The 18,361-nt window shown below is 56.1% G+C and carries 18 protein-coding genes, 7 tRNA genes, 1 other RNA gene and 1 pseudogene; 24 read left to right on the top strand and 3 right to left on the bottom strand.

Going from position 1 to position 18,361, the window contains the following annotated elements; genetic code table 11:
• The first annotated feature begins 13 nt into the window (after positions 1 to 13).
• The 22 genes from odhB to ACOI6Z_RS09560 all read left to right on the top strand — a co-directional run bounded on the left by odhB (position 14) and on the right by ACOI6Z_RS09560 (position 14,691).
• Positions 14 to 1,240, top strand: a complete 1,227-nt coding sequence (odhB, locus tag ACOI6Z_RS09665; RefSeq protein WP_023288876.1) for a 2-oxoglutarate dehydrogenase complex dihydrolipoyllysine-residue succinyltransferase — start codon at positions 14 to 16, stop codon at positions 1,238 to 1,240.
• 103 nt (positions 1,241 to 1,343) lie between these two features.
• A complete protein-coding gene (sucC, locus tag ACOI6Z_RS09660) occupies positions 1,344 to 2,510 on the top strand; it encodes an ADP-forming succinate--CoA ligase subunit beta (protein WP_002895039.1) in 1,167 nt (388 codons plus the stop codon).
• Positions 2,510 to 3,379, top strand: a complete 870-nt coding sequence (sucD, locus tag ACOI6Z_RS09655; RefSeq protein ID WP_004885990.1) for a succinate--CoA ligase subunit alpha — start codon at positions 2,510 to 2,512, stop codon at positions 3,377 to 3,379. Before sucC ends, sucD begins: the two co-directional genes overlap by 1 nt.
• A gap of 827 nt (positions 3,380 to 4,206) precedes the next feature.
• Entirely contained in the window at positions 4,207 to 5,775 is a 1,569-nt protein-coding gene (gene cydA / locus ACOI6Z_RS09650) for a cytochrome ubiquinol oxidase subunit I (RefSeq protein ID WP_002895047.1), read from the top strand.
• Positions 5,776 to 5,790: 15 nt separating this feature from the next.
• The gene (gene cydB / locus ACOI6Z_RS09645; protein ID WP_004885993.1) at positions 5,791 to 6,930 is read left to right on the top strand and encodes a cytochrome d ubiquinol oxidase subunit II; all 1,140 of its coding nucleotides are present in this window, start codon (positions 5,791 to 5,793) and stop codon (positions 6,928 to 6,930) included.
• A 15-nt stretch (positions 6,931 to 6,945) separates the two neighbouring features.
• Positions 6,946 to 7,059, top strand: a complete 114-nt coding sequence (gene cydX / locus ACOI6Z_RS09640; protein WP_004100325.1) for a cytochrome bd-I oxidase subunit CydX — start codon at positions 6,946 to 6,948, stop codon at positions 7,057 to 7,059.
• A 130-nt stretch (positions 7,060 to 7,189) separates the two neighbouring features.
• Complete coding sequence (gene ybgE / locus ACOI6Z_RS09635; RefSeq protein ID WP_008805691.1) at positions 7,190 to 7,474, top strand: cyd operon protein YbgE; 285 nt, start codon at positions 7,190 to 7,192, stop codon at positions 7,472 to 7,474.
• 149 nt (positions 7,475 to 7,623) lie between these two features.
• Positions 7,624 to 8,028, top strand: a complete 405-nt coding sequence (gene ybgC, locus ACOI6Z_RS09630) for a tol-pal system-associated acyl-CoA thioesterase (RefSeq protein ID WP_049014769.1) — start codon at positions 7,624 to 7,626, stop codon at positions 8,026 to 8,028.
• Positions 8,025 to 8,717 (top strand): Tol-Pal system protein TolQ, encoded by a 693-nt coding sequence (tolQ, locus tag ACOI6Z_RS09625; protein WP_004152221.1) that lies wholly within the window; start codon positions 8,025 to 8,027, stop codon positions 8,715 to 8,717. The genes ybgC and tolQ overlap by 4 nt, the downstream gene beginning before the upstream one ends.
• A gap of 3 nt (positions 8,718 to 8,720) precedes the next feature.
• Entirely contained in the window at positions 8,721 to 9,149 is a 429-nt protein-coding gene (gene tolR, locus ACOI6Z_RS09620) for a colicin uptake protein TolR (protein WP_065812193.1), read from the top strand.
• 99 nt (positions 9,150 to 9,248) lie between these two features.
• A complete protein-coding gene (gene tolA, locus ACOI6Z_RS09615; protein ID WP_004885996.1) occupies positions 9,249 to 10,589 on the top strand; it encodes a cell envelope integrity protein TolA in 1,341 nt (446 codons plus the stop codon).
• A 131-nt stretch (positions 10,590 to 10,720) separates the two neighbouring features.
• Positions 10,721 to 12,013, top strand: a complete 1,293-nt coding sequence (gene tolB / locus ACOI6Z_RS09610; RefSeq protein ID WP_023288877.1) for a Tol-Pal system beta propeller repeat protein TolB — start codon at positions 10,721 to 10,723, stop codon at positions 12,011 to 12,013.
• Positions 12,014 to 12,047: 34 nt separating this feature from the next.
• Positions 12,048 to 12,572, top strand: coding sequence for a peptidoglycan-associated lipoprotein Pal (pal, locus tag ACOI6Z_RS09605; RefSeq protein ID WP_002895068.1), 525 nt, complete (start codon positions 12,048 to 12,050; stop codon positions 12,570 to 12,572).
• A gap of 9 nt (positions 12,573 to 12,581) precedes the next feature.
• Positions 12,582 to 13,379, top strand: coding sequence for a cell division protein CpoB (gene cpoB / locus ACOI6Z_RS09600; RefSeq protein ID WP_064158152.1), 798 nt, complete (start codon positions 12,582 to 12,584; stop codon positions 13,377 to 13,379).
• 161 nt (positions 13,380 to 13,540) lie between these two features.
• A tRNA-Lys gene (locus ACOI6Z_RS09595) sits at positions 13,541 to 13,616 on the top strand.
• Between the two features lie 125 nt (positions 13,617 to 13,741).
• Positions 13,742 to 13,817, top strand: a tRNA-Val gene (locus tag ACOI6Z_RS09590).
• A 2-nt stretch (positions 13,818 to 13,819) separates the two neighbouring features.
• Positions 13,820 to 13,895, top strand: a tRNA-Lys gene (locus ACOI6Z_RS09585).
• Positions 13,896 to 13,947: 52 nt separating this feature from the next.
• Positions 13,948 to 14,023 (top strand) — tRNA-Val (locus ACOI6Z_RS09580).
• A gap of 3 nt (positions 14,024 to 14,026) precedes the next feature.
• A tRNA-Lys gene (locus ACOI6Z_RS09575) sits at positions 14,027 to 14,102 on the top strand.
• Positions 14,103 to 14,248: 146 nt separating this feature from the next.
• A tRNA-Lys gene (locus ACOI6Z_RS09570) sits at positions 14,249 to 14,324 on the top strand.
• Between the two features lie 133 nt (positions 14,325 to 14,457).
• Positions 14,458 to 14,533, top strand: a tRNA-Lys gene (locus tag ACOI6Z_RS09565).
• 24 nt (positions 14,534 to 14,557) lie between these two features.
• A non-coding RNA gene (locus ACOI6Z_RS09560) (RtT sRNA) lies at positions 14,558 to 14,691 on the top strand.
• Positions 14,692 to 14,779: 88 nt separating this feature from the next.
• Here ACOI6Z_RS09560 and ACOI6Z_RS09555 read toward each other — a convergent pair.
• Positions 14,780 to 14,926 (bottom strand): annotated as a pseudogene (locus ACOI6Z_RS09555) (hypothetical protein); the annotation flags it as partial.
• A 69-nt stretch (positions 14,927 to 14,995) separates the two neighbouring features.
• On the opposite strand from ACOI6Z_RS09555, the gene nadA reads away from it, so the two are divergent.
• Positions 14,996 to 16,039 (top strand): quinolinate synthase NadA, encoded by a 1,044-nt coding sequence (gene nadA, locus ACOI6Z_RS09550; RefSeq protein ID WP_064158189.1) that lies wholly within the window; start codon positions 14,996 to 14,998, stop codon positions 16,037 to 16,039.
• A 35-nt stretch (positions 16,040 to 16,074) separates the two neighbouring features.
• Entirely contained in the window at positions 16,075 to 16,794 is a 720-nt protein-coding gene (gene pnuC, locus ACOI6Z_RS09545) for a nicotinamide riboside transporter PnuC (RefSeq protein WP_064158151.1), read from the top strand.
• On the opposite strand, the gene zitB is transcribed toward pnuC, so the two are convergent.
• Both zitB and ACOI6Z_RS09535 read right to left on the bottom strand, forming a co-directional pair.
• Complete coding sequence (gene zitB / locus ACOI6Z_RS09540; RefSeq protein ID WP_032455168.1) at positions 16,791 to 17,735, bottom strand: CDF family zinc transporter ZitB; 945 nt, start codon at positions 17,733 to 17,735, stop codon at positions 16,791 to 16,793. The two genes, pnuC and zitB, sit on opposite strands and share 4 nt — an antisense overlap.
• 118 nt (positions 17,736 to 17,853) lie before the next feature.
• Entirely contained in the window at positions 17,854 to 18,243 is a 390-nt protein-coding gene (locus ACOI6Z_RS09535) for a YbgS-like family protein (protein WP_023288881.1), read from the bottom strand.
• Positions 18,244 to 18,361 lie beyond the last annotated feature (118 nt).

Here is an 18,361-nt window from a genome sequence, read left to right as displayed (position 1 = left end):
TAAAGGATACACAATGAGTAGCGTAGATATTCTGGTTCCCGACCTGCCTGAGTCCGTAGCTGACGCAACCGTCGCCACCTGGCACAAAAAACCGGGCGACGCGGTCGTCCGTGACGAAGTCCTGGTCGAAATCGAAACTGACAAAGTGGTACTGGAAGTACCGGCATCAGCGGACGGCATTCTGGATGCAGTGCTGGAAGACGAGGGCGCTACCGTCCTGTCTCGCCAGATCCTTGGCCGCCTGCGCGAAGGTAATAGCGCAGGTAAAGAAAGCAGCGAAAAAGCCGATGCGAAAGCGTCCACGCCGGCGCAGCGTCAGCAGGCCTCTCTGGAAGAGCAGAACAACGATGCGCTGAGCCCGGCGATCCGTCGTCTGCTGGCTGAACACAACCTCGACGCGGCGGCCATCAAAGGCACCGGCGTCGGCGGCCGCCTGACCCGCGAAGATGTCGAGAAACATCTGGCGAAAGCCCCGGCGGCGGCAGAAGCCAAAGCGCCAGCCGCTGCCCCGGCAGCCGCGCCGGCGCCGCAGCTGGGCCACCGCTCTGAAAAACGCGTCCCGATGACCCGCCTGCGTAAACGTGTGGCCGAGCGTCTGCTGGAAGCGAAAAACTCCACCGCCATGCTGACCACGTTCAACGAAGTCAACATGAAGCCAATCATGGATCTGCGTAAGCAGTACGGCGACGCGTTCGAAAAACGTCACGGCATCCGTCTGGGCTTTATGTCCTTCTACGTGAAAGCGGTGGTGGAAGCGCTGAAACGCTATCCGGAAGTGAACGCCTCTATCGATGGCGACGACGTGGTGTACCACAACTACTTCGACGTCAGCATGGCCGTATCCACTCCACGCGGCCTGGTCACCCCGGTTCTGCGTGACGTTGACCTGCTGGGCATGGCGGATATCGAAAAGAATATTAAAGAGTTGGCGGTGAAAGGCCGTGACGGCAAGCTGACCGTAGACGACCTGACCGGCGGTAACTTCACCATTACCAACGGCGGCGTGTTCGGCTCCCTGATGTCCACGCCGATCATCAACCCACCGCAGAGCGCCATCCTGGGTATGCATGCCATTAAAGACCGTCCGATGGCGGTGAATGGCAAGGTAGAGATCCTGCCGATGATGTACCTGGCGCTCTCCTACGACCACCGTCTGATCGACGGACGTGAATCGGTAGGCTTCCTGGTGGCGATTAAAGAGCTGCTGGAAGATCCGACCCGTCTGCTGCTGGACGTGTAGTCAGCAAGCGTATTACCTACCGTAGGCCGGATAACACGCGTTAACGCCGTTATCAGGCCTACAGGTTTAAAGATAATTACACCCTGAAGGATGGACTGAACACATGAACTTACATGAATATCAGGCAAAACAACTTTTTGCCCGCTATGGCTTACCGGCGCCGGTGGGTTATGCCTGTACTACTCCGCGTGAAGCAGAAGAAGCCGCTTCAAAAATCGGCGCGGGTCCGTGGGTAGTGAAATGTCAGGTTCACGCTGGTGGCCGCGGCAAAGCGGGCGGTGTGAAAGTGGTGAAGAGCAAAGAAGAGATCCGCGCATTTGCCGAGCACTGGCTGGGCAAACGTCTGGTGACCTATCAAACAGATGCGAACGGCCAGCCGGTTAACCAGATCCTGGTTGAAGCGGCGACCGATATTGACAAAGAGCTGTACCTGGGCGCGGTCGTGGACCGTAGCTCCCGTCGCGTGGTCTTCATGGCCTCTACCGAAGGCGGCGTGGAAATCGAAAAAGTGGCGGAAGAGACCCCGCACCTGATCCACAAGATCGCCATCGATCCGCTGGCGGGCCCGATGCCTTATCAAGGTCGTGAACTGGCGTTCAAACTGGGTCTGGAAGGTAAACAGGTTCAGCAGTTCACCAAGATCTTCATGGGTCTGGCGACCATTTTCCTGGAGCGCGACCTGGCGCTGATCGAAATCAACCCGCTGGTTATCACTAAGCAGGGCGACCTGATCTGCCTCGACGGCAAACTGGGCGCTGACGGCAACGCGCTGTTCCGCCAGCCGGATCTGCGCGAAATGCGCGACCAGTCGCAGGAAGATCCGCGTGAAGCGCAGGCGGCGCAGTGGGAACTGAACTACGTCGCGCTGGACGGCAACATCGGCTGCATGGTTAACGGCGCAGGCCTGGCGATGGGTACCATGGACATCGTTAAACTGCACGGCGGCGAACCGGCTAACTTCCTCGACGTGGGCGGCGGTGCGACCAAAGAGCGCGTCACCGAAGCGTTCAAAATCATCCTCTCTGATGACAATGTGAAAGCGGTGCTGGTGAACATCTTCGGCGGTATCGTACGTTGCGACCTGATCGCTGACGGCATCATCGGTGCGGTAGCGGAAGTTGGGGTTAACGTTCCGGTCGTGGTTCGTCTGGAAGGTAACAACGCCGAACTGGGCGCGAAAAAACTGGCTGACAGCGGCCTGAATATTATTGCAGCGAAAAGTCTGACGGACGCAGCACAGCAGGTTGTTGCCGCAGTGGAGGGGAAATAATGTCAGTTTTAATTAATAAAGATACCAAGGTTATCTGCCAGGGCTTCACCGGTAGCCAGGGGACCTTCCACTCTGAACAAGCGATCGCTTACGGTACGCAAATGGTTGGCGGCGTGACGCCAGGCAAAGGCGGCACCACTCACCTGGGCCTGCCGGTGTTCAACACCGTGCGCGAAGCCGTTGAAGCGACCGGCGCCACCGCGACCGTGATCTACGTTCCGGCGCCGTTCTGCAAAGATTCCATTCTGGAAGCGATTGACGCGGGCATTAAGCTGATTATCACCATCACCGAAGGTATCCCGACGCTGGATATGCTGACCGTGAAAGTGAAACTGGACGAAGCGGGCGTGCGTATGATCGGCCCGAACTGCCCAGGCGTGATCACGCCGGGCGAATGCAAAATCGGCATCATGCCGGGTCACATTCACAAGCCGGGTAAAGTGGGCATCGTTTCCCGTTCCGGTACCCTGACCTATGAAGCAGTTAAGCAGACCACCGACTACGGCTTCGGTCAGTCTACCTGCGTCGGTATCGGCGGCGACCCGATCCCGGGCTCTAACTTCATCGATATCCTGAAGCTGTTCCAGGAAGACCCGCAGACCGAAGCGATTGTAATGATCGGTGAGATCGGCGGTAGCGCGGAAGAAGAAGCGGCTGCCTACATCAAAGAGCACGTGACCAAGCCGGTTGTCGGTTACATCGCCGGCGTGACCGCGCCGAAGGGCAAGCGTATGGGCCATGCTGGCGCCATCATCGCTGGCGGTAAAGGTACTGCCGATGAGAAATTCGCAGCCCTGGAAGCAGCCGGTGTGAAAACCGTTCGCAGCCTGGCCGATATCGGCGAAGCGCTGAAAGCTATCATCAAGTAAACCCTCTCTGCTTATCCGCAAGCAGAAATCTGTCCGATTTCGACATGGTTGGCCACCGTCAGGTGGCCTTTTTTTTGGCCGTTGTCCGCTTCTTCCGTACGCCGCTGCGTCAGTAAACCCTGCGTTTGGCAAAAACCTTATCTATCATATTGATTTTATGAATTATTTCATAAATATTATTGACGCGCGGTTGTCGGAAATGAAAATTTGCCCTGGTCGTACCGCAGGGTAACGAAACAGACAGTAAAAAAAGAGTGGGGGAGGGGAGAAGAAAGCAGGAAAAAATACTGTGAGCGGTCTAGCATTAATCGGATCGGCTCTTTTTTTTATTTTTTTCCTGTGGCGTTAAATAATATTACCTATGATTCTCATCTTTCCCTTTTTAGTAACCAATCAAGGCATACTTTAAACACAGCATTAACATTGGGTTTACCAATATTCTTTATTGAGCTACATAATTAACACGTAGAGTAAAAATTGATTTATATCAATACTTAATACTTGGAAAAATCCTTCAAAAAACGTTAAATTGTCTCAAGTCAAATTGGCCTAAACCGGCCATCTTCGCTATATATTGATCACCGTCGAAAAATGTAAAACTGGAACAATAAAAACATATTTATTGTAAGGTTATTGCGGCGTAATATATTGGGGAATCAATTGGGTTTTTCGTTAACGTATTTGTAACCTTGTCCTGGCGTGGTTTCACTTTCGGTTGAAACCCGCTCCGGGCGGGCGACAAATAAAAATTTGTATTGGGGCATGCGTATGAGCCAGAGCTTCTCGGTTCATTTTCGGAGTCTTCATGCGATGAGCAAGGAGTCATGATGTTAGATATAGTCGAACTGTCGCGCTTACAGTTTGCCTTGACCGCGATGTACCACTTCCTGTTTGTGCCACTGACGCTCGGTATGGCGTTCCTGCTGGCCATCATGGAAACGGTCTACGTCCTTTCCGGCAAACAGATTTATAAAGATATGACCAAATTCTGGGGCAAGTTGTTTGGTATCAACTTCGCGCTGGGTGTGGCGACCGGTCTGACCATGGAGTTCCAGTTCGGGACTAACTGGTCGTATTACTCACACTACGTGGGCGATATCTTCGGTGCGCCGCTGGCCATTGAAGGTCTGATGGCCTTCTTCCTCGAATCCACCTTTGTAGGTCTGTTCTTCTTCGGTTGGGATCGTCTGGGTAAAGTTCAGCATATGGCCGTCACCTGGCTGGTCGCTCTGGGCTCTAACCTCTCCGCGCTGTGGATCCTCGTCGCTAACGGCTGGATGCAGAACCCTATCGCATCGGACTTCAACTTTGAAACCATGCGTATGGAGATGGTCAGCTTCTCCGAACTGGTGCTCAACCCGGTTGCTCAGGTGAAATTCGTTCACACTGTGGCGTCTGGCTATGTCACCGGTGCGATGTTTATCCTGGCTATCAGCTCCTGGTACATGCTGAAAGGTCGTGACTTTGCCTTTGCTAAGCGCTCCTTCGCCATCGCAGCCAGCTTCGGTATGGCGGCGATCCTCTCCGTTATTGTGCTGGGTGACGAATCCGGTTACGAAATGGGTGACGTGCAGAAAACCAAACTGGCGGCTATCGAAGCAGAGTGGGAAACCCAGCCTGCGCCGGCGGCCTTTACCCTGTTTGGTATTCCCGATCAGAATGCGCAAACTAACCACTTCGCCATCCAGATCCCCTACGCGCTGGGCATCATTGCCACCCGCTCGGTGGATAAGCCGGTTATCGGTCTGAAGGATCTGATGGTTCAGCACGAAGAGCGTATCCGTAACGGCATGAAAGCCTACGCGCTGCTGGAGCAACTGCGCGCCGGTTCCACCGACCAGGCCGTTCGCGACCAGTTCAATAACGTGAAGAAAGATCTCGGCTATGGTCTGCTGCTGAAACGCTATACCCCGAACGTCGCTGACGCCACGGAAGAGCAGATCGCCAAAGCCACCAAAGACTCTATTCCAAGCGTCGCACCGCTGTACTTCGCCTTCCGTATCATGGTGGCGTGCGGCATCCTGATGCTGTTGATTATCGGCGCCTCCTTCTGGAGCGTGATTCGTAACCGTATCGGCGAGAAAAAATGGCTGCTGCGCGCCGCGTTCTATGGCCTGCCGCTGCCGTGGATTGCCGTGGAGTCGGGCTGGTTTGTTGCCGAATACGGCCGTCAGCCGTGGGCGATTGGTGAAGTCCTGCCGACGGCGGTGGCCAACTCGTCGCTGACCGCGGGCGATCTGATCTTCTCTATGTTGCTGATCTGCGGTCTGTACACGCTGTTCCTGGTGGCTGAACTGTTCCTGATGTTCAAGTTTGCCCGCAAAGGACCTAGTAGCCTGAAAACCGGCCGCTATCACTTTGAACAGTCCTCTGCGGCTATTCAGTCGGCACGCTAAGACAGGAGTCGTCAAATGATCGATTATGAAGTATTGCGTTTTATCTGGTGGCTGCTGATTGGCATCCTGCTGATTGGCTTCGCCGTCGCCGACGGGTTCGACATGGGGGTGGGCATGCTCACCCGCTTCCTCGGCCGTAACGACACCGAGCGTCGGATTATGATCAACGCCATCGCCCCGCACTGGGACGGTAACCAGGTGTGGCTGATCACCGCCGGCGGCGCGCTGTTCGCTGCCTGGCCGATGGTCTACGCCGCGGCGTTCTCCGGTTTCTATGTGGCGATGATTCTGGTGCTGGCCTCGTTGTTCTTCCGTCCGGTCGGTTTCGACTACCGTTCCAAGATCGAGGACACCCGCTGGCGCAATATGTGGGACTGGGGCATCTTCATCGGCAGCTTCGTGCCGCCGCTGGTGATTGGCGTGGCCTTCGGCAACCTGCTGCAGGGCGTGCCGTTCCATGTCGACGAATACCTGCGTCTGTTCTATACCGGTAACTTCTTCCAGCTGCTGAACCCGTTTGGTCTGCTGGCCGGTATCGTCAGCGTGGCGATGATCCTCACCCAGGGCGCGACCTACCTGCAGATGCGTACCGTAGGCGAACTGCATCTGCGCACCCGCACCGTCTCCACGGTGGCGGCGCTGGTGACGCTGGTCTGCTTCGCGCTGGCGGGCGTGTGGGTCTACTACGGCATCGACGGCTATGTGGTGAAATCGGTGATTGACCATACCGGCCCGTCTAACCCGCTGACCAAAGAAGTGGTGCGTGAAGCGGGCGCGTGGATGGTGAACTTTAACAATATGCCAGCGCTGTGGGCGATCCCTGCCCTGGGCGTGGTGCTGCCGCTGCTGACCGTCGTTTCGACCAAAGCGGATAAAGGCGCCTGGGCATTCCTGTTCTCCTCGCTGACCCTGGCCTGCATCATTCTGACTGCCGGTATCGCGATGTTCCCGTTCATCATGCCGTCCAGCACCATGCTGAACGCCAGCCTGACGATGTGGGACGCGACCTCCAGCCAGCGGACGCTGAACCTGATGACCTACGTGGCGATTGTCTTCGTGCCGATCATTCTGGGCTACACCAGCTGGTGTTACTGGAAGATGTTTGGCCGCATCACCCGTGAAGACATCGAAAAGAACACCCACTCGCTGTACTAAGGTAAGGAGCTATATATGTGGTACTTCGCATGGATTTTGGGAACGCTTCTTGCCTGTGCCTTTGGGGTGATTACCGCGCTGGCGCTTGAGCACGTGGAAGCCACCAAAGCAGGTAAAGAAGAACACTGATGAGTATTATCGTGATGCGATATACGAAATCATTCGGGTTGCATCGAGGCGGCAAGTCTGTGAATCCCCAGGAGCTTACACCAGTAAGTGACTGGGGTAAGCAGACGTAGCCAACAAAGAGGCGATGTGAATGATAAAGTATATGTATGCGATAATGGACAAGCGCCCGTTAAGGGCGCTTTCCTTGTTGATGGCGCTGCTGCTGGCAGGCTGCATTTTCTGGGATCCGTCGCGCTTTGCCGCGAAGACCAGCGAGCTGGAAATCTGGCACGGTTTCTTGCTGATGTGGGCGGTTTGCAGCGGCGTAATTCACGGCGTGGGCTTCCGCCCGCGTGCCGTTCACTGGCAGGGGATTTTTTGTCCGCTTATCGCTGATATCGTGCTCGCTTTAGGTCTCTTCTTTTTCTTCTTTTGAATAAGAGATCTCTGTTAATGCTATGGGCTTGCATAAGCCCATAAAAATTTACGCCCCGTTTACTTTCCCCCATTCCAAACCACCTTTCCCGCGCGTATAGTAGCGAAGTTTGAAAGCTCTAACCTTTTTTTGCATTACCGGGATGTAAAGTGAATACAACGCTGTTTCGATGGCCGGTTCGGGTCTACTACGAAGATACCGACGCCGGTGGTGTGGTTTACCACGCCAGTTACGTCGCTTTTTATGAAAGAGCACGCACAGAGATGCTGCGCCACCATCACTTTAGTCAACAGATTCTGTTGGCTGAACGCGTTGCCTTCGTGGTTCGCAAAATGACGCTGGAGTATTTTGCCCCCGCCAGACTCGACGACATGCTCGAAGTCCAGACGGAAATTACCTCGATGCGCGGCACCTCTTTGGTTTTCACGCAGCGAATCGTCAACGCCGAGAATACAGTGTTAAACGAAGCTGAGGTTCTCATTGTGTGCGTTGATCCACTCTTAATGAAGCCACGTGCGCTTCCCAAGTCTATTGTCGCGGAGTTTAAGCAGTGACTGACATGAATATCCTTGATTTGTTCCTGAAGGCGAGCCTTCTGGTTAAACTTATCATGTTGATTTTGATTGGTTTTTCTATCGCTTCCTGGGCTATCATTATTCAGAGAACGCGTATCCTTAACTCGGCCGCGCGCGAAGCTGAAGCGTTCGAGGACAAATTCTGGTCCGGGATTGAACTGTCCCGTTTGTATCAGGAGAGCCAGGGGCGTCGCGATAATCTGACCGGTTCGGAGCAGATCTTCTACAGCGGCTTCAAAGAGTTTGCGCGCTTGCATCGGGCCAACAGCCATGCGCCGGAGGCGATCGTCGAAGGGGCATCGCGCGCGATGCGTATTTCGATGAACCGCGAGCTGGAAACGCTGGAGACCCATATTCCGTTCCTCGGCACCGTAGGCTCCATCAGCCCGTATATCGGTCTGTTCGGCACCGTCTGGGGGATCATGCACGCCTTTATCGCCCTTGGCGCGGTGAAGCAGGCCACCCTGCAGATGGTGGCGCCGGGTATCGCCGAAGCGCTGATCGCCACCGCGATCGGTCTGTTCGCTGCTATCCCGGCGGTGATGGCGTACAACCGCCTGAACCAGCGGGTGAACAAGCTTGAACTGAATTACGACAACTTTATGGAAGAGTTCACCGCTATTCTGCACCGTCAGGCCTTTACCACCAGCGAAAGCAATAAGGGGTAAGCCATGACCAGAGCACGTGGACGCGGACGTCGCGAACTGAAGTCCGAGATCAACATCGTTCCGCTGCTGGATGTCCTGCTGGTGCTGTTGCTGATCTTTATGGCAACGGCGCCGATCATTACGCAGAGCGTGGAAGTCGATCTGCCGGACGCCACGGAATCGCAAGCGGTGAAAAGCAATGACGATCCGCCGGTGATTGTGGAAGTCTCCGGGGTAGGGCAGTACAGCGTGAAAGTGGGGCAGGAGACGCTGTCCCAGCTGCCGCCGGAGCAGGTGATTGCCGAAGCGAAGCGTCGTCTTGAAGCCAATGAGAAAACGGTATTCCTGATCGGCGGTGCGAAAGACGTCCCTTACGATGAAATTATTAAAGCGCTGAACCTGTTGCATAGCGCAGGGGTTAAATCGGTCGGCTTGATGACCAAACCTATTTAATCGCTTCAGGTAGGTGCGTCCGCACGGCGTTCGGCGGCGAGTATCGCTCGCCGTCGGTGCGCATCGCGGGTACAGGCGAACAGTTTTTGGGAACCGATAGTGTCAAAGGCAACCGAACAAAACGACAAGCTTAAACGAGCGATCATCATTTCAGTCGCGCTGCACATCATACTGATCGCGCTGCTGATCTGGAGTTCGTTTGACGAGCATCTGGATGCCTCTGCCGGCGGCGGCGGGGGATCGTCGATTGATGCCGTCATGGTCGATCCGGGGGCGGTGGTAAACAATTATAACCGTCAGCAACAGCAGCAGGCCAGCGCACGTCGCGCCGCTGAACAGCGTGAAAAACAGGCGCAGCAGCAGGCGGAAGAGTTACGTGAGAAGCAGGCGGCGGAACAGGAACGGCTGAAACAGCTCGAACAGGAGCGGCTGCAGGCGCAGGAAGCGGCGAAAGAAGCGAAGGAACAACAGAAGCAGGCTGAGGAAGCCGCTGCCAAGGCTGCCGCGGCGGCGAAAGCCAAAGCGGATGCGCAGGCCAAAGAAGCGCAGGAAGCGGCGGCCAAAGCGGCCGCCGAGGCGAAAGCGAAGGCGGATGCCCAAGCGAAAGCGGCTGAACTGGCGGCAGCGAAAGCGGCGGCTGACGCGAAGAAACAGGCCGAAGCCGCCGCCGCGAAAGCGGCCGCCGATGCGAAGAAACAGGCGGAAGCCGAAGCGGCGAAAGCCGCGGCAGAGGCACAGAAGAAAGCGGAAGCGGCAGCGGCGAAGAAAGCGCAACAGGAAGCGGAGAAGAAGGCCCAGCAGGAAGCGGCTAAGCAGGCAGCGGCTGAAAAAGCGGCAGCAGAAAAAGCCGCCGAAAAAGCCGCTGAGAAGGCCGCCGCGCAAAAAGCGGCCGCGGAGAAGGCCGCCGCCGAGAAAGCCGCCGCAGCTGAAAAAGCCGCGGCAGCCAAAGCGGCTGCTGCTGAGAAGGCGGCGGCCGATAAAGCGGCCAAAGCGGCAGCAGCAAAAGCCGCGGCAGCGAAGAAAGCGGCTGCCGCGAAAGAAGCGGACGGCGTGGACGACCTGCTCGGCGATCTGAGCTCAGGTAAGAATGCGCCGAAAGGTAGCACCAGCGGTAGCACAGGTGGCTCTTCACCTGCTAAAGGAAGTAAACCGGGGCAGGGCGGCGCGTCTCAGGCGGAGATTGCCAGCTATATTTCGCAGGTGCAGGCCGCGATTAAAGGACATCTCTATGACTGGGATACGTACAAGGGTAAAGTATGTACGTTGCGCGTAAACCTGGCTCAGGATGGAACGTTGTTGAGTGTGAAATCGGAAGGCGGCGATCCGGCGTTCTGCCAGCAAATGCTGGCGGCCACCAGTCGGATGAGCAAATTCCCTAAACCGCCGTCGCAGGCTGTTTATGAAACGTTCAAAAATGCGCCACTGGACTTCAAACCTTAAGCGCTTTTTCCCCCGCGTCAGCGGGGGGAAAGAAAATAGGGCGGTCATGGGTTTTGGTAGTTTTGTGTATTTGAGTTTGTTAACATTCTGCTAAATTATCGTGGGCTTTCCGCCCGGATAAGGGAGATATGATGAAGCAGGCATTACGAGTAGCATTTGGTTTTTTAATGCTGTGGGCGGCGGTGCTGCACGCAGAAGTACGTATCGAGATCACCCAGGGGGTGGACTCGGCGCGCCCCATCGGCGTGGTACCGTTCCAGTGGGCCGGCCAGGGCGCTGCGCCGGAAGATGTTGGCGGTATCGTGGCGGCTGACCTGCGCAACAGCGGTAAATTCAACCCGCTGGATCGCTCGCGTCTGCCGCAGCAGCCGACCAGTGCCCAGGAAGTGCAGCCTGCTGCCTGGTCTGCGCTGGGCATTGACGCCGTGGTCGTCGGTCAGGTGACGTCAAACCCGGATGGTTCTTACCAGGTAGCGTATCAGCTGGTGGATACCGGCGGTGCGCCGGGCACAACGCTGGCGCAAGGCTCTTTCAAAGTCACTAAACAGTACCTGCGCTATGCCGCGCACACTGCCAGCGACGCGGTATTTGAAAAGCTGACCGGTATTAAAGGCGCCTTCCGGACTCGTATCGCCTACGTGGTGCAGACCAATGGCGGTCAGTTCCCGTATGAGCTGCGCGTTTCCGATTATGATGGCTACAACCAGTTTGTGGTTCACCGCTCCTCCCAGCCGCTGATGTCCCCGGCCTGGTCACCGGACGGTTCAAAACTGGCTTACGTCACCTTCGAGAGCGGTCGCTCTGCGCTGGTGGTGCAGACCCTGGCGAACGGCGCTGTGCGTCAGATTGCCTCCTTCCCGCAGCACAACGGCGCGCCGGCGTTCTCGCCGGATGGTTCTAAACTGGCCTTCGCGCTGTCGAAAACCGGTAGCCTGAACCTGTACGTGATGGATCTGGGCTCGGGTCAGATTCGTCAGGTGACCAACGGTCGCAGCAACAACACCGAACCAAGCTGGTTCCCGGACAGCCAGAACCTGGCCTTCACCTCTGACCAGGCCGGTCGTCCGCAGGTGTATAAAGTCAATATTAATGGCGGCACGCCGCAGCGTATCACCTGGGAAGGTTCGCAGAACCAGGACGCTGACGTGAGCGCGGATGGTAAAACGATGGTAATGGTCAGCTCGGCCGGCGGCCAGCAGCACATTGCCAAACAAGATCTGGAAGCGGGTGGTGTACAGGTTCTGTCATCAACGTTTTTAGACGAAACGCCAAGTCTGGCACCTAACGGCACTATGGTAATCTACAGCTCTTCTCAGGGGATGGGATCCGTGCTGAATCTGGTTTCTACAGATGGGCGTTTCAAAGCGCGTCTTCCGGCAACTGATGGACAGGTAAAATCGCCTGCCTGGTCGCCGTATCTGTGATAATAAATAATTGATTATTAAAGGAATCAAAGAAATGCAACTGAACAAAGTGCTGAAAGGGCTGATGATCGCTCTGCCGGTTATGGCAATCGCGGCATGTTCTTCTAACAAGAACGCCAGCAACGACCAGAGCGGTGAAGGCATGCTGGGTGCCGGCACTGGTATGGACGCTAACGGTAACGGCGGCAACATGTCTTCTGAAGAGCAAGCTCGTCTGCAGATGCAGCAGCTGCAGCAGAACAACATCGTTTACTTCGATCTGGACAAGTACGATATCCGTTCTGACTTCGCTGCAATGCTGGACGCGCACGCTAACTTCCTGCGCAGCAACCCGTCCTACAAAGTGACTGTAGAAGGTCACGCGGATGAGCGCGGTACCCCGGAATACAACATCGCGCTGGGTGAGCGTCGTGCTAACGCCGTTAAGATGTATCTGCAGGGCAAAGGTGTTTCTGCCGATCAGATCTCCATCGTTTCTTACGGTAAAGAAAAACCAGCAGTACTGGGTCATGACGAAGCGGCATATGCCAAAAACCGTCGCGCCGTACTGGTTTACTAAGAGAATTGCATGAGCAGTAACTTCAGACATCATTTATTGAGTCTGTCGTTACTGGTTGGCATAGCGGCCCCCTGGGCCGCTTTTGCTCAGGCGCCAATCAGTAGTGTCGGCTCAGGCTCGGTCGAAGACCGTGTCACTCAACTCGAGCGTATTTCCAATGCTCACAGCCAGCTTTTAACCCAACTCCAGCAACAACTCTCTGATAACCAGACTGACATTGATTCTCTCCGTGGTCAGATCCAGGAGAACCAGTATCAGCTGAATCAGATCGTTGAGCGTCAGAAGCAGATTCTGCTGCAGATTGACGGGCTGACGAGCGGAGGTGGCGCAGCGGCGGCGGGCGCTCAGGCGTCGTCGTCTTCCAGCGATCAGAGTGCGGCTACCGCCAGCGCAGCGCCAGCGGCCTCGTCAGGCGCTCCGGCGATGACCGGCGATGCGAACACCGATTACAATGCGGCCATTGCCCTGGTGAAGGATGCTTCACGCCAGGATGACGCCATGGTGGCGTTTCAGAACTTCGTTAAAAAGTACCCGGATTCAACTTATCAGCCGAACGCCAACTATTGGCTCGGACAGTTGAACTACAATAAGGGGAAAAAAGACGATGCGGCGTTTTACTTCGCCTCGGTGGTGAAGAACTACCCGAAATCGCCAAAAGCTCCGGACGCCATGTTTAAGGTCGGCGTGATCATGCAGGACAAAGGTGATACCGCGAAAGCGAAAGCGGTTTACCAGCAGGTGATCAGCAAATTCCCCGGCACCGACGGTGCGAAACAAGCGCAAAAACGACTTAATGCTCTTGGTTGATTACGGCATGACCAGAAATCGCGTTATTTCTGGTCTTGTCGCCTGAATCGCCAGCAGTTAAGTGATCTTTATCGAAATTTTAGTTGCGCTGAATTCTGAAATCAGTAATATATGCCGCCGTTGCCAAGGGATATCAAACAAGCCCAAAGCGACGCCAGAGTGGGTCGTTAGCTCAGTTGGTAGAGCAGTTGACTTTTAATCAATTGGTCGCAGGTTCGAATCCTGCACGACCCACCAATCGTTCTGGTGGAACGCGATAGTAAAACGTGAAGGATAACGTTGCGACAGCAACGGCCCATAGGGCGAGGCGAAGCAGAGTCATCCTGCACGACCCACCAATTAGCAGTATCCAGCGTAGTATCGGGTGATTAGCTCAGCTGGGAGAGCACCTCCCTTACAAGGAGGGGGTCGGCGGTTCGATCCCGTCATCACCCACCACCGGGTCGTTAGCTCAGTTGGTAGAGCAGTTGACTTTTAATCAATTGGTCGCAGGTTCGAATCCTGCACGACCCACCATTTTAATGATGGGGTCGGTGGAGGCAGTATCAGCAGTATCCAGCGTAATATCGGGTGATTAGCTCAGCTGGGAGAGCACCTCCCTTACAAGGAGGGGGTCGGCGGTTCGATCCCGTCATCACCCACCACTCGGGTCGTTAGCTCAGTTGGTAGAGCAGTTGACTTTTAATCAATTGGTCGCAGGTTCGAATCCTGCACGACCCACCAATTTCAGCATTTAATTCAGATGTTGAACGTGAAGGATAACGTTGCGTCAGCAACGGCCCGTAGGGCGAGGCGAAGCCGAGTCATCCTGCACGACCCACCAATTCCAATATTGGTGTCGAGTGAAATTATTCAGGTAGTACCAGAGCGGGTCGTTAGCTCAGTTGGTAGAGCAGTTGACTTTTAATCAATTGGTCGCAGGTTCGAATCCTGCACGACCCACCAATCTTTAATGATGGTAACTGGTAGAAACGTGAAGGATAACGTTGCGACAGCGACGGCCCGAAGGGCGAGGCGAAGCCGAGTCATCCTGCACGACTCACCATCCTGAATGGTGACAGTAGCAAAATCCCGCAAGGGGTCGTTAGCTCAGTTGGTAGAGCAGTTGACTTTTAATCAATTGGTCGCAGGTTCGAATCCTGCACGACCCACCAATGTAAAAAGGCGCCCTAAAGGCGCCTTTTTGCTATCCGCGGAACTTAACGATTCGAACCTGCAGCAGGTTCGGGTCGAACGCAGTGAGACAACGGAGCCGCTTGCGGCGACGGCCCGAAGGGCGAGGCGAAGCCGAGTCATCCTGCACGACCCACCAATGTAAAAAGGCGCCCTAAAGGCGCCTTTTTGCTATCTGCCCGCCCATCAATTGCCACAATATTGTATTCAGCGCTTACCCACGGTCGCGCTGCGCTTACCACGCCTGCACAAGGCGCGAACCGGTAGCCCGGACAGCGACGCAGCATCGTCCCCTGGAACAGGCGCTGATGTACAAAATTCATCACGACTTTTGGCGCGTAATCGGCTATCTTGTTTAGCATATAAAACACCATGACCGTATCATGGCGCGGGCAGGCCATACTGACGGTCTTAGAGTTAAGCCAGTAAAACGAGATTGCATGATGAGCGTAATGTTTGATCCTGAAACGGCGATTTATCCCTTCCCACCGAAACCGCAGCCGCTGACCGTCGACGAAAAGCAGTTTTACCGCGAAAAAATCAAGCGTCTGCTGCGCGAGCGCGATGCCGTGATGGTGGCGCATTACTACACCGATCCTGAAATTCAGCAGCTGGCGGAAGAGACCGGCGGCTGTATTGCCGACTCGCTGGACATGGCGCGCTTTGGCGCCCGCCATTCGGCCTCTACGCTGCTGGTCGCCGGGGTGCGTTTTATGGGGGAAACCGCCAAAATCCTCAGCCCGGAAAAGACCATTCTGATGCCGACCCTGAACGCCGAGTGTTCCCTGGATCTGGGCTGTCCGATTGAGGAGTTCAACGCCTTTTGCGACGCTCATCCTGACCGCACTGTGGTGGTCTATGCCAATACGTCTGCCGCGGTGAAGGCTCGCGCCGACTGGGTGGTGACCTCCAGCATCGCCGTGGAACTCATTGACCATCTGGATAGCCTTGGTCAAAAAATCCTCTGGGCGCCGGACCGCCATCTTGGCCGTTACGTTCAGCGTCAGACCGGCGCAGATGTGCTCTGCTGGCAGGGGGCGTGCATCGTGCACGACGAGTTTAAAACCCAGGCGTTGATGCGGATGAAGGCTCTGCATCCCGAAGCCGCTGTGCTGGTCCATCCCGAGTCGCCGCAGGCGATCGTCGAGATGGCCGATGCCGTAGGCTCCACCAGCCAGCTGATCGCGGCGGCGAAAAGCCTGCCCCAGCGCCAGCTGATCGTGGCGACCGATCGCGGTATCTTTTATAAAATGCAGCAGGCGGTGCCGGAGAAAACGCTGCTGGAAGCGCCCACCGCCGGTGAAGGGGCGACCTGCCGCAGCTGCGCGCATTGTCCGTGGATGGCGATGAACGGCCTGAAAGCCATTGCCGAGGGTCTCGAGCAGGGCGGCGCTGAACATGAAATCCACGTCGACGAAGCGCTGCGGACTGGCGCATTAATTCCCCTTAACCGGATGCTGGATTTTGCGGCTACACTACGGGGATAACCTATTGCCGCGTCATCTGGCGCTGAGAGGATAAAATGGATTTTTTTAGCACGCAGAATATTTTAGTACATATACCCATCGGCGCCGGGGGGTACGATCTCTCCTGGATAGAGGCCGTGGGGACCATCGCCGGGCTGTTGTGCATCTGGCTGGCGAGCCTGGAGAAGATCAGTAACTATGCCTTCGGTCTGGTCAACGTCACGCTGTTCGCCATCATCTTCTTTCAGATCCAGCTGTACGCCAGCCTGTTGCTGCAGCTGTTCTTCTTTGCCGCTAACGTTTACGGCTGGTATGCCTGGTCGCGGCATAGCAGCAACCATGAGGCTGAGCTGCAGATCCGCTGGCTACCGCGCAGTAAAGCCCTGGGCTGGCTGGCGGCCTGCGTGGTGGCGATCGGCTTGCTGACCCTGTTTATCAATCCGTTTTTTGCTTTCCTGACGCGGATCGCGGTCAGCCTGATGCAAGCGCTCGGTTTGCAGGTCACTATGCCGGAACTGCAGCCGGACGCCTTCCCGTTCTGGGACTCCTGTATGACGGTGCTGTCGGTAGTGGCGATGATCTTAATGACCCGCAAATACGTTGAGAACTGGCTGCTGTGGGTCATCGTCAACGTCATCAGCGTGGTGATTTTTGCCCGTCAGGGCGTCTATGCGATGTCGCTGGAATATCTCTTGCTGACGTTCATTGCGCTGAACGGCAGCCGGATGTGGATAAACAGCGCGCGTGAGCGAGGTTCTCACGCGTTTTCTGGCTAATGGTGGTGGTGATGATCGTGCCCGGCGTGCATCGTGTTGAGATGGCACTCCGGGCCGCTGCAGGGCTGGTACTCCATCTGTACCGTGGCATGCTCAATTTCATATTTATGTTCCAGGAAATGCAGGATACGGTTGAGTAACGCATCATGATCGTGCGGCGGCACCACCTGCACATGCAGCGTCATCACCGGTTTTTCCCCCACCAGCCAGACGTGGACGTGGTGAACATCGCGCACCTCCGGGATAGAGCGGCGGATATCCCGCTGCAGGGCCGTCACATCCAGCGAACGCGGCGCGCCTTCCAGCAGCTCATTCAGACTCTCCTTCAGCAGACGCCAGGCGCTACGTAACACCAGGCAGGAAACCAGCACGGAAAGGATCGGGTCGACAGGCGTCCAGCCGGTGGTGAGGATCACCACGGCGGCCACAATCGCGCCAACCGAGCCCAGCAGATCGCCGAGCACGTGTAGCGCCGCGGCGCGCACGTTGAGGTTCCGCTCTTCGCTGCCACGATGCAGGATCCAGAAAGCCAGCACGTTGGCCAGCAGGCCAGCGACCGCAATCACCATCATCGTCACGCCGGCAACCGGCTGCGGGTGCTGGAAGCGCTGAATGGCCTCCCAGACAATCAGCATGGTGATCACCACCAGAGCAATGGCATTGAGAAACGCAGCCAGGGTGGTCAAACGCAGCCAGCCAAAGGTATGGCGGGCATTCGGGGGACGGCTGGCGAAGCGAACCGCCAGCAGCGCAAACAGCAGGGCGGCGGAGTCGGTGAGCATATGGCCGGCATCCGCCAGCAGGGCCAACGAGCCGGAGATCGCGCCGCCGATGGCTTCTACCAGCATAAAACCGGCGGTGACGATGAACGCCCAGAGCAGCCGGCGGGCGTTGCCGTTATCCGGAGCCTGGGCAGGGGAGTGCGAATGCGAGTGCGCCATAGTGTCGTCCCTTGATAGTTATCATTATCACGCTATGACATCATAAACAGAGAACGATAACAAACAGAGAAAAGGCGAGCCCGGCTCGCCTTTTCTCTGTTTGCACTCACCGCATCAATTATTGGGTGGTGCCGTCGGTTTTGCTGTTGTCATGGTTCATGCTGTCGCCGTTGTCCAGCTTCTTACCGGTGTCCGGACAGCGGCCGTCTTTACACATCGAGTTTTTATGGACCTCATCGCTCGACATATTGTCCTGGCTCATCGTCGAGCCGTCAGGATGAAGCATGGTGCCGCCAGTGCCAGTGCCAGAGCCAGAATTGATTTGGCTATTATCGACGTTATTCGGCGCCACGTTTTCACGGGCGTCCGGCGCCACCTGACCGGCATCAGCGGAAGAGTTGGCCTGGCCATTGTTGGACTGGGCGCCGGCATCTGCCGCCAGGGCCGCGCCGCTGGCAAGACCTAAGGTGGCGGTGAGCAAAAGGGTCGTCAGTTTTTTCATGTTCATCGGATACTCCTGTTGGGTCGGGAAGCGGTAACCACGCCTCCAGCGGTAAGTGTGCCAGGGATCTGACTCGCTATGGTTAAAGACTCCGCAGACGATCGCAGTGTCACTATATAATCCT

Origin of the sequence: Klebsiella sp. C239, from assembly GCF_048822715.1 — a bacterium.
Classification (GTDB): domain Bacteria; phylum Pseudomonadota; class Gammaproteobacteria; order Enterobacterales; family Enterobacteriaceae; genus Klebsiella; species Klebsiella quasipneumoniae.
This window is presented reverse-complemented; position numbering and strand designations above follow the sequence as displayed.

Excerpts from the sequence above, each read along its gene's own strand:
- cpoB (WP_064158152.1), top strand. The coding sequence starts at position 12,582 with ATGAGCAGTAACTTCAGACATCATTTATTGAGTCTGTCGTTACTGGTT.
- ybgE (WP_008805691.1), top strand. The coding sequence starts at position 7,190 with ATGATAAAGTATATGTATGCGATAATGGACAAGCGCCCGTTAAGGGCG.
- cydX (WP_004100325.1), top strand. The coding sequence starts at position 6,946 with ATGTGGTACTTCGCATGGATTTTGGGAACGCTTCTTGCCTGTGCCTTT.
- nadA (WP_064158189.1), top strand. The coding sequence starts at position 14,996 with ATGAGCGTAATGTTTGATCCTGAAACGGCGATTTATCCCTTCCCACCG.
- sucD (WP_004885990.1), top strand. The coding sequence starts at position 2,510 with ATGTCAGTTTTAATTAATAAAGATACCAAGGTTATCTGCCAGGGCTTC.
- pnuC (WP_064158151.1), top strand. The coding sequence starts at position 16,075 with ATGGATTTTTTTAGCACGCAGAATATTTTAGTACATATACCCATCGGC.
- cydA (WP_002895047.1), top strand. The coding sequence starts at position 4,207 with ATGTTAGATATAGTCGAACTGTCGCGCTTACAGTTTGCCTTGACCGCG.
- zitB (WP_032455168.1), bottom strand. The coding sequence starts at position 17,735 with ATGGCGCACTCGCATTCGCACTCCCCTGCCCAGGCTCCGGATAACGGC.
- tolB (WP_023288877.1), top strand. The coding sequence starts at position 10,721 with ATGAAGCAGGCATTACGAGTAGCATTTGGTTTTTTAATGCTGTGGGCG.
- pal (WP_002895068.1), top strand. The coding sequence starts at position 12,048 with ATGCAACTGAACAAAGTGCTGAAAGGGCTGATGATCGCTCTGCCGGTT.
- cydB (WP_004885993.1), top strand. The coding sequence starts at position 5,791 with ATGATCGATTATGAAGTATTGCGTTTTATCTGGTGGCTGCTGATTGGC.
- odhB (WP_023288876.1), top strand. The coding sequence starts at position 14 with ATGAGTAGCGTAGATATTCTGGTTCCCGACCTGCCTGAGTCCGTAGCT.
- sucC (WP_002895039.1), top strand. The coding sequence starts at position 1,344 with ATGAACTTACATGAATATCAGGCAAAACAACTTTTTGCCCGCTATGGC.
- ACOI6Z_RS09535 (WP_023288881.1), bottom strand. The coding sequence starts at position 18,243 with ATGAACATGAAAAAACTGACGACCCTTTTGCTCACCGCCACCTTAGGT.
- tolR (WP_065812193.1), top strand. The coding sequence starts at position 8,721 with ATGACCAGAGCACGTGGACGCGGACGTCGCGAACTGAAGTCCGAGATC.